The following is a 12,644-nucleotide window of genomic DNA, read 5'->3' as shown; positions in this document are numbered from 1 at the left end:
ATGGCATTACTGGACTTTTTTCTCTCGCGGAAAAAGAACACCGCCAACATCGCAAAAGAACGACTGCAAATCATCGTTGCAGAGCGTCGTCGTAGCGACGCCGAGCCTCACTACCTGCCGCAGCTGCGCAAGGACATCCTGGAAGTGATCTGCAAATATGTGCAGATTGACCCGGAGATGGTCACCGTGCAGCTGGAGCAAAAAGACGGGGATATTTCGATTCTGGAGCTGAACGTTACGCTCCCGGAAGCGGAAGAGTCGCGTCCGTAGTTTTTGATTTCGTAGCCCCGGTAAGCGCAGCGCCACCGGGGGAATATGCCGGGTATATCGCCCGGCATATTGATTATCGTGGATACCCTTCCAGCAACGTATTCAGGCGATCGGCCATCAATTCCCCGCGCCAGCCCGCCATCATTTCCGGTAAGCCATTCTGCGGTTTCAGCTTCCAGTGCCAGTTCAAAAGCTGGTTTATCTGACGACGTGATGCCAGCAATTCCGCACTCAGTTTGCTTTCTGCCGCCACAGCCTGCACCAGCGCTTTAATATCTTTAAACGCTTTGCGATAGCCCGGCATATCCATCAGATTCAGCAGAGGCTCTGGCAGTGCGTCATCCGGTATCTGCTGCGCTTTGGCCACCAGCGCGAGCAGCGTTTTTCCGTGAAAGCGGATTTCGCTGCCTGAAAGCCCAATGCTGTCCAGCTCACCCATGCTGCCTGGCATATAGCGTGCGACCGCCCACAGGTGCTCTTCGCGTACCACAAAGTTAACGGCCAAATCGCGTTCGCGCGCTTTACGCAGGCGCCAGTCGGCTAATAATTGCAGACAGGCCAGCTGACGCGTACGCAGCTGCCACGCGTTGCTGATATCGCGCCAGGCCTCTTTCGGGTCAGCGATTTCCTGACGACGCTGCTGCGTCATGCGGCACTCATCCAGAGCAGCAGGCAGCCAGCCGGAGGCTTCTGCCTCTTTCATCAGTTGTCCGGCAATCGGCAGCAGGTAAAACACATCTGCTGCAGCGTAATCCAGCTGACGCTCTGTGAGCGGGCGCGCCAGCCAGTCGGTACGGGATTCACTTTTATCCAGGGTCAGGCCGGTGTACTCCTCAACCATGGCGGCAAAGCCCCATGAAAGCGGACGATTGCTGAACGCGGCGAGGATCTGCGTGTCAATCAGCGGCTGCGGCATGATGCCAAACGTATTCAGAAAGACTTCCAGATCTTCACTGCCTGCGTGCAGGTATTTGGTGACCGCAGTATCAAGCAGCAGGTCACGCATCGGCGTCCAGTCGGTAATGCCGAGCGGGTCAATCAGCGACACGTGTTTGCCGTCGTACATCTGAATCAAACCCAACTGCGGATAATACGTCCGGGTACGGACAAACTCGGTATCCAGGGCGATGGCAGGAAAGTCGCGCGTCACTTCGCACAGCGAAGCCAGCTCGTCGTTGGTCGTGATCATCTGGTAATTCAAAACGGTTTCTCTTTTGTTTGCGCCCATAAAAAACGCCGGCTAAACCGGCGTCTGGGCGATTAGCATGAAGCTCAGGCCTTATTGTCCACTTTGGCACGGGCTTCGTCACGTAATTCTCGTCGTAATATCTTCCCGACGTTCGATTTCGGCAGCTCATCGCGGAACTCCACCAGCTTCGGCACTTTATAGCCGGTGAGCTGACGGCGGCAGAACGTGATGAGCTCCTCCTCGGTAAGAGAGGCGTTTTTCTTCACCACAAAAATCTTCACTGCCTCGCCGCTGCTGCCGGAAGGTACGCCAACCGTGGCAACTTCAAGCACGCCGCTATGCTGCATCACCACATCTTCGATCTCATTCGGATAGACGTTAAATCCGGAGACGAGGATCATGTCTTTCTTACGATCGACAATGCGCAGGAAGCCCTCTTCGTCCATCACCGCGATATCACCGGTGTGTAGCCAGCCGTCTTTGATGATTTCGTCGGTGGCATCAGGACGCTGCCAGTAGCCCAGCATCACCTGTGGCCCTTTAACGCACAGTTCACCCGGCTCGCCCGGTGCAACTTCGTTGTCGTCATCATCCACCAGTTTGGCTTCCGTCGACGGTACGGGCAGGCCGATACTGCCGCTGTGGTAGTCGATATCATGCGGATTGACGCTGACCAGAGGGGCGCATTCGGTCAGGCCATAGCCTTCGAGTAAATACTGGCCGGTGAGTTTCACCCAGCGCTCGGCCACCGCCTGCTGAACCGACATTCCGCCGCCCGCAGAGAGGTGCAGCGTGGAGAAATCAAGCTGCTGGAACTCTTTGTTATTAAGCAGCGCGTTAAACAGGGTATTGACCCCGGTCATGGCGGTGAACGGGTACTTCGCCAGCTCTTTAACCAGCCCCGGAATGTCGCGTGGGTTGGTGATCAGCACGTTCTGACCGCCCAGCTCAATAAACAGCAGGCAGTTCATGGTCAGCGCAAAAATGTGATAAAGCGGAAGCGCGGTGATGACCACCTCTTTGCCCGGATGCAGCAGCGGCCCGTAGGTCGCATTCACCTGCTCAAGGTTCGCCAGCATATTGCGGTGAGTCAGCATGGCGCCTTTGGCCACGCCGGTAGTGCCACCGGTGTACTGCAGGAACGCAAGATCCTCTGACACCACTTCCGGTTTGACGTATTGCATACGATACCCGGCATGCAGCGCGCGGCGGAAGGAGATGGCATCCGGCAGATGGTATTTCGGTACCAGACGTTTAATGTATTTGACGACAAAGTTAACCAGCGTGCCCTTGGCGGTGGAGAGCTGATCCCCCATGCGCGTCAGGATGACGTGTTTCACCTGGGTTCTGTCGACCACTTTCTCCAGCGTGTGGGCAAAGTTTGAGACGATCACAATTGCGGTCGCGCCGCTGTCGTTCAGCTGATGCTCCAGCTCACGTGGGGTGTAGAGCGGGTTGACGTTGACGACAATCATCCCGGCCCGCAGGATACCAAACAACGCGACCGGGTATTGCAGCAGGTTCGGCATCATCAGCGCGACGCGATCCCCTTTTTGCAGCCCCAGCCCTTCCTGCAAATAGGCCGCGAACGCCCGACTCCGCTCCTCAAGCTTACGGAACGTCATCACCTCACCCATATTGATAAACGCGGGCTGATCGGCGTAACGCCTTACCGAGTGTTCAAATAATTCAACCAGGGATTGATAACGGTCAGGATTGATCTCCGCAGGCACATCTGCGGGATAACGGTTAAGCCAAACCTTGTTCAATGCATCACCTCTGAATTGAGTGTTCGTCGTCATCACAACCCCGATAATAAACAGTTTGTTAACATTATATTAACTCAGCGTACCAGTTTATTAATTGCCCAGATTTAAGGTTGCGAAGCGCGTCACTCTTTTTTTTCGTTTTAGCCGTAAAAAAACAGAGACAGCGGCTGAGCCGCTGTCTCTTTTCTAACAATAACAGTAAGTTACTCAGTAACGATCGTCTGTACCTGCGCCGGGCCTGGGTTATACCAGCCCCAGCCGGGGTAGCCGTAACGATACGGGTGTGGGCCCCACATCCACGGATCGACAGGCTGAGGCGGCATGATCACCTGCTGTGTCAGCCGCCAGCGTTTGTAGCCGTTAACCTGCATGGTCATAAATTTGTAAGGCGTTGTGCCGATTTTGCCCTGTGTCGTGCCGGTAATCGGCCCGACGACGGTCACCAGCTGTCCACGGAAATCAACCGGGTCGAGGAAGCCGCTGACATCGGCAAAAATGCGCCCGCGCGAGGTTTCGCCGAGGATCGGCCGCGCGCCGCTATCCAGTGGCACGGTGGCGATCTCCAGCCGGGTTTTCCCCTGCTGGTTTTGCACCTCAATCACCTTCCCGCCGAAGCGCGCTTCCTGACCGACGTAAAGCTCAGGGGCATTCATCACGCGAACCAGATCCTGCTGTGGCGTAGGGCTACTGCCCTTAATCGCATCAGGAACGGAAACGCATCCGCTCAGTGCTATGGCCACAGCGCCTGCCATAATTAGGCGTACTACTTTAGTCTGAACCGCCATGATGCGACTCCTTTTTCTCAGTTCCTGTTACTGAGATTCACTCGCGGCCTGGAAGTTTCTTCCACGCGACGGTGTTTCGCAAATAAACCGGCTCGGCATGTTCAACAGCCACGGTTTTTCCTGCTGCGAGCAGCTGGCAGGCCAGGGGAAGCATATCCTCTGCGGCAGGCAGAAGCATGTTGCCGTCCACCAGCGTTACGCCGGTACCGTTTGCCATGTCAGGCCATGCCGCCCAACCGGTCCCTACCGTCGCCCATTCACCGGAGAGGTTCTGCAACCGTTCGGTTACCGCTTCCGGCTTGAGCACCGCTTCCGTCTCTTCGCCGTGCCACACGCCCTGCTCGTCGCGGGTGTATTCAGCCCAGTAGACTTCGCCCATGCGGGCATCAATCGCTGCCAGCACACGGGTAGCACCTGTCATACGCCACGCGCCCTGCGCCATCGTCGCCAGGGTGGAAACACCGATCATCGGCAGGTCAGCGCCCAGCGCCAGCCCCTGCGCAATACCGATCCCAATGCGTACACCCGTAAAGCTGCCGGGGCCACGGCCAAAGGCCAGCGCATCGAGGTCGGTTAAGGTGGTGTTGCCCTGGGTCAAAATCGCTTTCACCAGGGGCAGAATACGTTGGGTGTGTTCTCGTGGGCACTCTTCGAAATGAGCAGAAATAGCACCGTCGTTCCACAGAGCAACGGAACACGCCTCTGTAGCGGTATCAATAGCCAGAATTCGCATCAGTCGTCGCGCTCTCGCAATGGTCAGTCACAAAATGGCGCGCATCTTAGCACACTCCCGGGCAAATTACTCCGCCGTTGGGTTGGCCAGGAAGCGAACCGCGCGTTTAATGTCCCGCGTACGCGGCGCGGGCGGCAGGCTGGCGAGGAAGGTCGCACCGTAGGGGCGCATCACCAGCCGGTTATCACAGATTACGAGCACGCCGCGGTCGTCCACGTCGCGGATCAGGCGTCCTACCCCCTGCTTAAGGGTGATCACCGCGTCCGGCAGCTGTACCTCGTCGAAAGGATCGCCTCCGCGCAGACGGCAGTCTTCCATTCGCGCTTTGAGCAGCGGATCGTCCGGCGAGGTAAAAGGCAGTTTATCGATAATCACCAGCGACAAGGTATCGCCCCGCACGTCTACGCCTTCCCAGAAACTGCTGGTTGCCACCAGAAGCGCATTTCCGGCACTGACAAACTGCTGTAACAGTTGCCCTTTGCTGGTTTCTCCCTGCAGCAGGACAGGCAAGGTCATGGTGGCGCGGAACTGTTCTGCCAGGTCGCGCATCATGGCGTGAGAGGTGCAGAGCATAAAGCAGCGGCCATTGTTGGCCTCAATCATCGGCTTCAGCATGGCTGCCAACAGGCGTGCGGCGCCGGGCTGGTTGGGTAACGGCAGATTACGCGGCACGCAGAGCAGCGCCTGTTTTTCATAATCAAACGGGCTCGGCAGCAGCAGTGACTCCGCCTGTTCAATCCCGAGACGCTCGGTGAAGTGGTGCAGATCGTCATTCACCGACAGGGTCGCGGAGGTAAATATCCAGCTCCCCGGTTTTTGCGCCATCACCTCTTTGAATTTGTCTGCCACCGTCAGCGGCGTAAGCGCCAGGGTGAAATGACGCGAGGTGCATTCATACCAGTAGCTGTACCCCGGCTGGTTGATCTCCTTCAGCCGTTTCAGCCGCCCACGATAGAGCGTGGCGCGCTCGAAGGCAGCGTCCAGCAGCGCAGAACGGCCAAGCGACAGTTTCGCCACGTCGTAACAGAGTTCCAGCGCGTCATCCAGCAGCAGTAGCGCGCGCTGGATATTATTGTCCGCCAGCAACTCGCGCAAATTGCCGCGGTAGCCCGGCTCGCCAAGCTGCAGGCGAAAATCCTGCGCGCTTTGCGCGAGGCGATCGGCACATTTTTGCAGCTGCTGGGTATCTTTTAATTCAGTGCGATAAGCAATGGTGAAATCTTTCGCCAGATCCAGCAGCTGGCGGCTGGAGAGCGACTGGCCGAAATACTGGCTGGCGATATCCGGAAGCTGATGGGCTTCGTCGAAGATCATCACTTCCGCTTCAGGAATAAGTTCGCCAAAACCGCTGTCTTTCACCACCATATCCGCGAGAAACAGATGGTGGTTGACCACCACCACATCTGCATCCATCGCCGTTTTACGCGCTTTGACCACAAAACAGTCTTTATACAGCGGGCAGTCGCTGCCCAGGCAGTTGTCATTGGTGCTGGTCACCAGCGGCCAGGCGGGAGAGTCTTCCGCCACGCTCGCGCAGGTGCTGATATCCCCCTCTTCCGTCTGGTTAGCCCAGGCGCGAAGGATGATCACATCACTCAGGGTCTGCACCGGCAGATCGCCGCCCGCCAGCGCCTGCTGTTCAAGACGCTCCAGGCAGAGATAGTTGGAGCGCCCTTTCAGCAATGCCAGCCGCCCTTTGTATTTCAGCGCTTTTGCCACCGTCGGCAAATCACGGCTGTAGAGCTGATCCTGCAACGCCTTCGAGCCGGTAGAGATGATCACCTTCTTTTTCGCGCGCAGCGCCGGTGCAAGGTAAGCGTAGGTTTTTCCCGTGCCGGTTCCGGCCTCGACCACCAGCGGCTGTGCCTTATCGATGGCGCGAGCGACGGCATGCGCCATCTGACGCTGCGGTTCACGCGGTTTAAAACCGGGAATAGCCTGTGCTAACTGCCCTTCAGGGGAAAAATCGTCTGCCACGGTGTTCTCTCACTGTATTTTTGCACAGGGATTATGTCAGCCCATCCTCTCCTGTGCCACCCCAAATAGTGACGACGGCGAAACAATATGGCAGTCTTGCCGCCTGATGACGAAAGTAACGAGGAAACGTTTATGACAATTGTGCGCATTGATGCCGAAGCCCGCTGGTCTGATGTAGTCATTCATAACCAGACGCTCTATTACACTGGCGTGCCGTCCAATCTGGATGCGGATGCCTTTGAACAAACAGCTGACACCCTGGCGCAGATCGATGCGGTGCTGGAAAAGCAAGGAAGCGACAAATCGCGTATTCTGGACGCCACCATTTTCCTGGCGAATAAAGACGATTTTGCGGCCATGAACAAAGCCTGGGATGCGTGGGTGGTGGCGGGTCACGCGCCTGTACGTTGTACCGTACAGGCCACGCTGATGAAGCCGGAATACAAGGTAGAGATTAAGATTATCGCGGCTGTGTAAGCCGGTTACTCTTCATCTTCATCCTCGAAACGCGCCACGATCCGCTCGCCGGTATGGGTGGCGCGAAGTTCTTCCGCCACCTGAGAAATGGCCTGCCCGCTGCTCATCCCCTGGGACATCAGCTCCTGGATCCGCTCAACCGCTTTCTGCTGTTGCTCGTGGCTCAGAGAAGGTAAACCTGCAAACATCGTCAACTCCTGCTAAATTATTCGCGCTAATTATTTCACGCTGCCCGGTAGTATGCCACACATGAACATGCGCTTCCCCACTGTTATTACCCTGCCGTGGCGTACTGACGCCGCTGAATTCTGGTTTGCTCGTCTGAGCCATCTTCCCTGGGCGATGCTGCTGCATTCCGGCCATGCGGACCATCCTTACAGCCGCTTCGACATTGTGGTTGCTGACCCGGTGCGCACGGTGACATCCGAAAACCAGCCCTCCACGCACGATCCGCTGATCAAGCTTCAGGAGGCTATCGACGAGCTGGGTTTGTCTGCCACGCCGAACCCGGATCTTCCCTTCCAGGGCGGTGCGCTGGGCGTGTTTGGCTATGACCTTGGTCGCCGCTTTGAAACGCTGCCTTCCGTTGCGAAGGCGGATATTCCGCTGCCGGATATGGCGGTGGGACTTTACGACTGGGCGCTGATTGTCGATCACCATAAACAGGTGGTCTCCCTGCTCAGCCATTCGGATGTGGAGGCACGCCTGGCCTGGCTGAACGCGCAGCAGCCAGCAGCCGCGCCGGATTTCCGTCTGACCTCTGCGTGGCGTTCAAACATGACCCCGCAGACCTATGCGGAAAAATTCGCACGCGTGCAGGCATATCTGCAAAGCGGCGATTGTTATCAGGTGAACCTTGCCCAGCGCTTCCAGGCAACGTATCAGGGCGATGAATGGCAGGCCTTTACCCGCCTCAATGCCAGCAACCGGGCACCTTTCAGTGCGTTTATCCGTCTCGATCAGGGCGCGATCCTGAGTCTTTCGCCTGAGCGGTTTATTCATCTGGCGGAAGGCAAGATCCAGACACGCCCGATTAAAGGGACCTTGCCGCGCCTGAGCGATCCGGCTGCCGACCGCCAGCAGGCGGAAAAGCTCGCCGTGTCACCGAAGGACCGCGCCGAAAATTTAATGATTGTCGACCTGATGCGCAACGACATTGGCCGGGTGGCGGTACCGGGCAGCGTTCGCGTGCCGGAGCTGTTCGTCGTCGAGCCTTTCCCGGCGGTGCACCATCTGGTCAGCACCATTACTGCACAGCTGCCGGCTTCGCGTACCCCCTGCGATCTTCTGCGCGCCGCGTTCCCGGGTGGCTCCATCACCGGCGCGCCAAAAGTGCGGGCGATGGAGATTATCGATGAGCTGGAACCGCACCGTCGAAACGCCTGGTGCGGCAGCATTGGCTACGTTAGCGTCTGCGGCACGCTGGATACCAGCATCACTATTCGCACCCTGACGGCCTGCGACGGCCAGCTTTACTGTTCCGCAGGCGGCGGGATTGTTGCTGACAGCCAGGTCGAGGCGGAATATCAGGAAACCTTTGATAAAGTTAACCGTATCCTGCAACAACTGGAGAACTGACGGGTGGAGAGAGAGAACCTGACGCTGGATGATTTTCTGTCGCGCTTTCAGCTTTTGCGGCCACAGGTGAGCCGCGAAGCGCTTAATCAACGTCAGGCGGCGGTGCTGATCCCCGTGGTGCGTCGTGAGCAGCCCGGTTTGCTGCTGACCCAGCGCTCCCCTCATTTACGCAAACATGCCGGTCAGGTCGCTTTCCCCGGCGGCGCGGTAGACAGCAGCGATGCCTCGCTGATTGCCGCGGCGCTGCGTGAAGCGCAGGAAGAGGTGGCTATCCCACCGGAGGCCGTCGAGATTGTCGGCGTCCTCCCGCCGGTGGACAGCGTGACCGGTTTCCAGGTGACGCCGGTGGTGGGCATTATCCCGCCCGGCCTTCAGTATCACGCCAGTGTTGATGAGGTGTCTGCGGTGTTTGAAATGCCACTGGAAGAAGCCCTTCGCCTCAGTCGCTATCACCCGCTGGATATTCAGCGCCGTGGGCACGATCATCGGGTCTGGTTGTCCTGGTATCAGCATTATTTTGTCTGGGGCATGACGGCGGGCATCATTCGTGAACTGGCTCTGCAAATCGGCCTGAAGCCTTGACTATACTTTACATTCCACCCTCTTTTGTCAGGTTTGCGATCGGCGTCGCGCTATTAGCAAAACCATCGTTAACCATTAGTTTAATTCATGTGAATAGTTAAGCCGAGGTCGATGTTCCCTCTTACACTATGCGCAGTTATAACATCGTTACTGGAACCCCGGTAACCCTGTCAGGAGTGTGAAAGTGATTAGTATATTCGACATGTTCAAAGTGGGAATTGGCCCTTCGTCTTCCCATACTGTTGGGCCGATGAAGGCCGGTAAACAGTTCGTCGATGATCTGGTCGAAAAAGGATTACTGGAAAGCGTTACCCGTGTCGCCGTGGATGTCTACGGCTCACTGTCATTAACGGGTAAAGGCCACCACACCGATATCGCCATTATTATGGGTCTGGCGGGCAATATGCCGGACACTGTAGATATTGATGCCATCCCGGCATTCATCCGTGACGTGGAAGCGCGCGGTCGTCTGCTGCTGGCTAACGGCCAGCACGAAGTGGATTTCCCGCAGGATGACGGGATGCGTTTTCGTAGCGACAACCTGCCGCTGCATGAAAACGGCATGACCATCCATGCCTGGAACGGCGAGAAAGAGATTTACAGCAAAACGTACTACTCCATCGGCGGTGGATTTATCGTGGATGAAGAGCATTTCGGTAAAGAGAGCACTGGCGACGTCAACGTGCCGTATCCTTTCAAATCGGCCACCGAGATGTTGGGTTATTGCAAAGAGACCGGCCTGTCGCTGTCCGGCATGGTGATGCAGAACGAACTGGCACTGCACAGCAAAAAAGAGATCGAAGACTATTTTGCAAACGTATGGCAGACCATGCGCGCCTGTATCGATCGCGGGATGAACACCGAAGGTGTGCTGCCGGGTCCGCTGCGCGTACCACGTCGTGCCTCTGCCCTGCGCCGCATGCTGGTGACCACCGATAAATTCTCCAACGACCCGATGAACGTGGTCGACTGGGTGAATATGTTCGCTCTGGCGGTTAACGAAGAAAACGCTGCCGGTGGCCGCGTGGTGACGGCACCCACCAACGGTGCGTGCGGTATTGTTCCGGCGGTGCTGGCTTATTACGATCACTTTATTGAACCTGTTACGCCAGATATCTACATCCGTTACTTCCTGGCGGCAGGAGCCATCGGTGCCCTGTACAAAATGAACGCCTCTATCTCTGGCGCTGAAGTAGGATGCCAGGGTGAAGTGGGTGTGGCCTGTTCCATGGCGGCCGCTGGTCTGGCTGAACTGCTGGGCGCAAGCCCTGAGCAGGTTTGCGTGGCGGCGGAGATCGGTATGGAACATAACCTGGGCCTGACCTGTGACCCGGTTGCCGGGCAGGTGCAGGTACCGTGCATTGAGCGTAACGCCATTGCGTCGGTGAAAGCGATTAACGCCTCCCGTATGGCAATGCGCCGTACCAGCGAGCCTCGCGTGTCGCTGGATAAAGTTATTGAGACCATGTACGAAACCGGTAAAGACATGAACGCGAAGTACCGTGAGACTTCCCGTGGTGGTCTGGCCATTAAGGTACAGTGCGACTAATACCTCCCATCGCCCATCTGCAACGGATGGGCGAAATTTCCTTCTGATTCTCGTCGCCTTTCACTTTCCCCACTACACTTTCACTGTTGCGTCTGGCTTTTGGGGCTGGAGGTGTATCAGGCTACCGTTCATGCAAACCGCACAAACGATCATTAAAAACTATCGCCGAAAACGCGTTATCGTCTGCGTGACGGTTGCGCTCCTTACGCTCATCCTGACGTTGGGCATTCGATTTATTTCACAGCGCAATGTTAATCAACAACGCATTGTCGATTTCGCCAGCCATACCGTTCGCTCACTTGAAAACGTCCTGCTTTCCCTGGATAACCGCCGGCCGGAGTTGTTGGGTCTTGTCGGCCAGCCGTGCCCGCAGGCGCATCTGACTCTGCGTAAGCAGGCCGCCATTTTACAGACCGTCCGCTCGATTACCCTGATTAAAGAGGGGATCCTCTACTGCTCCAGTATTTTTGGCAGTCGCGCCGTCCCGGTTCATGAATTATTTCCCGAACTGCCGTCAGGTCTGCCAAAACTGATTTTATCGACCGATAAGTGGCTGCTTAAAGGCAGCCCTATTCTTATCCAGTGGCACCCGACGTCACAACGCGGTGAAGAGGGGGTGATGGAGGTGATCAATATCGATCTCATCACCAGAATGATCCTTGAGCCGCCCCGCCCGCTTATCACTGACGTGGCGTTAACCGTGGGAGATCGCTCTTTACGCTACGGTCAAGGTATTACCGACGCGCTGAAGTTTAATGAGGCTGACTCGCGAATAGAGGAAGTCTCTACACGCTTTCCATTTACCATCACGGTCAGTGGGCCGGGTCCTGGCGCGCTGGCACTTAAAAGCCTGCCGGCACAGCTGCCGCTGGGGTTAATGCTGAGCCTGGTTCTGGGGTATCTGGCCTGGCTGGCCACAGCAAACCGGATGAGCTTCACGTGGGAGATCGATATGGGGATTGCGGCGCGGGAATTTGAGCTGTTCTGTCAGCCGCTGGTGAATGCCCGTACGCAGGAGTGTATCGGCGTGGAAATTCTTCTGCGCTGGAACAACCCACGTCAGGGTTGGATCTCCCCGGAAGTGTTCATCCCCCTGGCAGAAGAACATAACCTTATTGTTCCCCTGACGCGCTACGTGATTGCCGAGACGGTACGCCAGATAGGCTACTTCCCCTCCCACCCGGGCTTTCACATCGGTATTAACGTGGCGGCCAGCCACTTCCGTCACGCCGTGCTACTTCAGGATCTGAACCGCTACTGGTTCAGTGCAAACCCGAGCCAGCGGCTGGTTATCGAACTTACCGAGCGTGACGCGCTGGTCGATGCAGATTATCGCATCGTGCGCGAGCTGCATCGCAAAGGGGTCAAACTGGCTATCGACGATTTTGGTACCGGCAACAGTTCGCTCTCCTGGCTTGAAAAGCTTCATCCTGACGTACTGAAAATTGACCAGTCCTTTACCACCGCCATTGGAACCGATGCCGTGAACTCAACGGTGACAGATATCATTATTGCGCTGGGTCAGCGGCTGAATATTGAGCTGGTTGCGGAAGGGGTCGAAACGGAGGAGCAGGCGCGCTACCTACGCCGACACGGTGTTCATACTCTGCAGGGGGATTTCTATGCGCGGCCGATGCCGCTGCGGGATTTTCCACAATGGCTGGCGGAGAGTTCACCTCCGCCAGCGCATCATAACGGGCACATCGTGCCCTTAATGCCGTTGCGTTAAGAAGCG

12 protein-coding genes are annotated in these 12,644 nt (G+C 56.8%); 6 read left to right on the top strand and 6 right to left on the bottom strand.

From position 1 onward, the window contains the following. Window positions 1-270 (top strand): cell division topological specificity factor MinE, encoded by a 270-nt coding sequence (gene minE, locus ECL_RS07370; RefSeq protein ID WP_008500504.1) that lies wholly within the window; start codon window positions 1-3, stop codon window positions 268-270. A gap of 73 nt (window positions 271-343) precedes the next feature. On the opposite strand, the gene rnd is transcribed toward minE, so the two are convergent. From rnd to ECL_RS07345, 5 genes are all read right to left on the bottom strand, one after another. After that, entirely contained in the window at window positions 344-1,471 is a 1,128-nt protein-coding gene (gene rnd / locus ECL_RS07365) for a ribonuclease D (protein WP_029882295.1), read from the bottom strand. Window positions 1,472-1,542: 71 nt separating this feature from the next. Next, complete coding sequence (fadD, locus tag ECL_RS07360; RefSeq protein WP_013096142.1) at window positions 1,543-3,228, bottom strand: long-chain-fatty-acid--CoA ligase FadD; 1,686 nt, start codon at window positions 3,226-3,228, stop codon at window positions 1,543-1,545. 203 nt (window positions 3,229-3,431) lie between these two features. Further along, window positions 3,432-4,013, bottom strand: coding sequence for a Slp family lipoprotein (locus tag ECL_RS07355; RefSeq protein WP_013096141.1), 582 nt, complete (start codon window positions 4,011-4,013; stop codon window positions 3,432-3,434). Between the two features lie 37 nt (window positions 4,014-4,050). Next, the gene (gene tsaB, locus ECL_RS07350) at window positions 4,051-4,746 is read right to left on the bottom strand and encodes a tRNA (adenosine(37)-N6)-threonylcarbamoyltransferase complex dimerization subunit type 1 TsaB (protein WP_013096140.1); all 696 of its coding nucleotides are present in this window, start codon (window positions 4,744-4,746) and stop codon (window positions 4,051-4,053) included. A 66-nt stretch (window positions 4,747-4,812) separates the two neighbouring features. Next, a complete protein-coding gene (locus ECL_RS07345) occupies window positions 4,813-6,723 on the bottom strand; it encodes a DNA repair helicase YoaA (RefSeq protein ID WP_013096139.1) in 1,911 nt (636 codons plus the stop codon). 132 nt (window positions 6,724-6,855) lie between these two features. Here ECL_RS07345 and ECL_RS07340 point away from each other — a divergent pair, with 132 nt between their 5' ends. Then, window positions 6,856-7,200, top strand: coding sequence for a RidA family protein (locus ECL_RS07340; RefSeq protein WP_013096138.1), 345 nt, complete (start codon window positions 6,856-6,858; stop codon window positions 7,198-7,200). 5 nt (window positions 7,201-7,205) lie between these two features. Here the strand turns inward: ECL_RS07340 and ECL_RS07335 are convergent, their stop codons facing one another. Then, the gene (locus ECL_RS07335) at window positions 7,206-7,388 is read right to left on the bottom strand and encodes a YoaH family protein (RefSeq protein WP_008500497.1); all 183 of its coding nucleotides are present in this window, start codon (window positions 7,386-7,388) and stop codon (window positions 7,206-7,208) included. Window positions 7,389-7,449: 61 nt separating this feature from the next. Here ECL_RS07335 and pabB point away from each other — a divergent pair, with 61 nt between their 5' ends. The 4 genes from pabB (at window position 7,450) to ECL_RS07315 (ending at window position 12,638) form a co-directional block, all read left to right on the top strand. Beyond that, window positions 7,450-8,778: an aminodeoxychorismate synthase component 1 gene (pabB, locus tag ECL_RS07330; RefSeq protein WP_013096137.1), complete on the top strand. Its 1,329-nt coding sequence runs from the start codon at window positions 7,450-7,452 to the stop codon at window positions 8,776-8,778. A gap of 3 nt (window positions 8,779-8,781) precedes the next feature. After that, window positions 8,782-9,360: a CoA pyrophosphatase gene (locus ECL_RS07325; RefSeq protein WP_013096136.1), complete on the top strand. Its 579-nt coding sequence runs from the start codon at window positions 8,782-8,784 to the stop codon at window positions 9,358-9,360. Between the two features lie 184 nt (window positions 9,361-9,544). Continuing rightward, complete coding sequence (gene sdaA, locus ECL_RS07320) at window positions 9,545-10,909, top strand: L-serine ammonia-lyase (protein ID WP_038419892.1); 1,365 nt, start codon at window positions 9,545-9,547, stop codon at window positions 10,907-10,909. A 130-nt stretch (window positions 10,910-11,039) separates the two neighbouring features. Beyond that, window positions 11,040-12,638 (top strand): EAL domain-containing protein, encoded by a 1,599-nt coding sequence (locus tag ECL_RS07315; RefSeq protein ID WP_013096134.1) that lies wholly within the window; start codon window positions 11,040-11,042, stop codon window positions 12,636-12,638. Window positions 12,639-12,644: the final 6 nt, after the last annotated feature.

Origin of the sequence: Enterobacter cloacae subsp. cloacae ATCC 13047, assembly GCF_000025565.1 — a bacterium.
Classification (GTDB): domain Bacteria; phylum Pseudomonadota; class Gammaproteobacteria; order Enterobacterales; family Enterobacteriaceae; genus Enterobacter; species Enterobacter cloacae.
Note: the sequence above shows the minus strand (reverse complement) of the source record. Positions and strands in the feature narration are given on the sequence as shown.

What these genes read in the sequence shown, in the direction of transcription:
- minE (WP_008500504.1), top strand. Translation starts at nt 1, where the DNA reads ATGGCATTACTGGACTTTTTTCTCTCGCGGAAAAAGAACACCGCCAAC.
- ECL_RS07355 (WP_013096141.1), bottom strand. Translation starts at nt 4,013, where the DNA reads ATGGCGGTTCAGACTAAAGTAGTACGCCTAATTATGGCAGGCGCTGTG.
- tsaB (WP_013096140.1), bottom strand. Translation starts at nt 4,746, where the DNA reads ATGCGAATTCTGGCTATTGATACCGCTACAGAGGCGTGTTCCGTTGCT.
- ECL_RS07340 (WP_013096138.1), top strand. Translation starts at nt 6,856, where the DNA reads ATGACAATTGTGCGCATTGATGCCGAAGCCCGCTGGTCTGATGTAGTC.
- ECL_RS07335 (WP_008500497.1), bottom strand. Translation starts at nt 7,388, where the DNA reads ATGTTTGCAGGTTTACCTTCTCTGAGCCACGAGCAACAGCAGAAAGCG.
- pabB (WP_013096137.1), top strand. Translation starts at nt 7,450, where the DNA reads ATGAACATGCGCTTCCCCACTGTTATTACCCTGCCGTGGCGTACTGAC.
- ECL_RS07315 (WP_013096134.1), top strand. Translation starts at nt 11,040, where the DNA reads ATGCAAACCGCACAAACGATCATTAAAAACTATCGCCGAAAACGCGTT.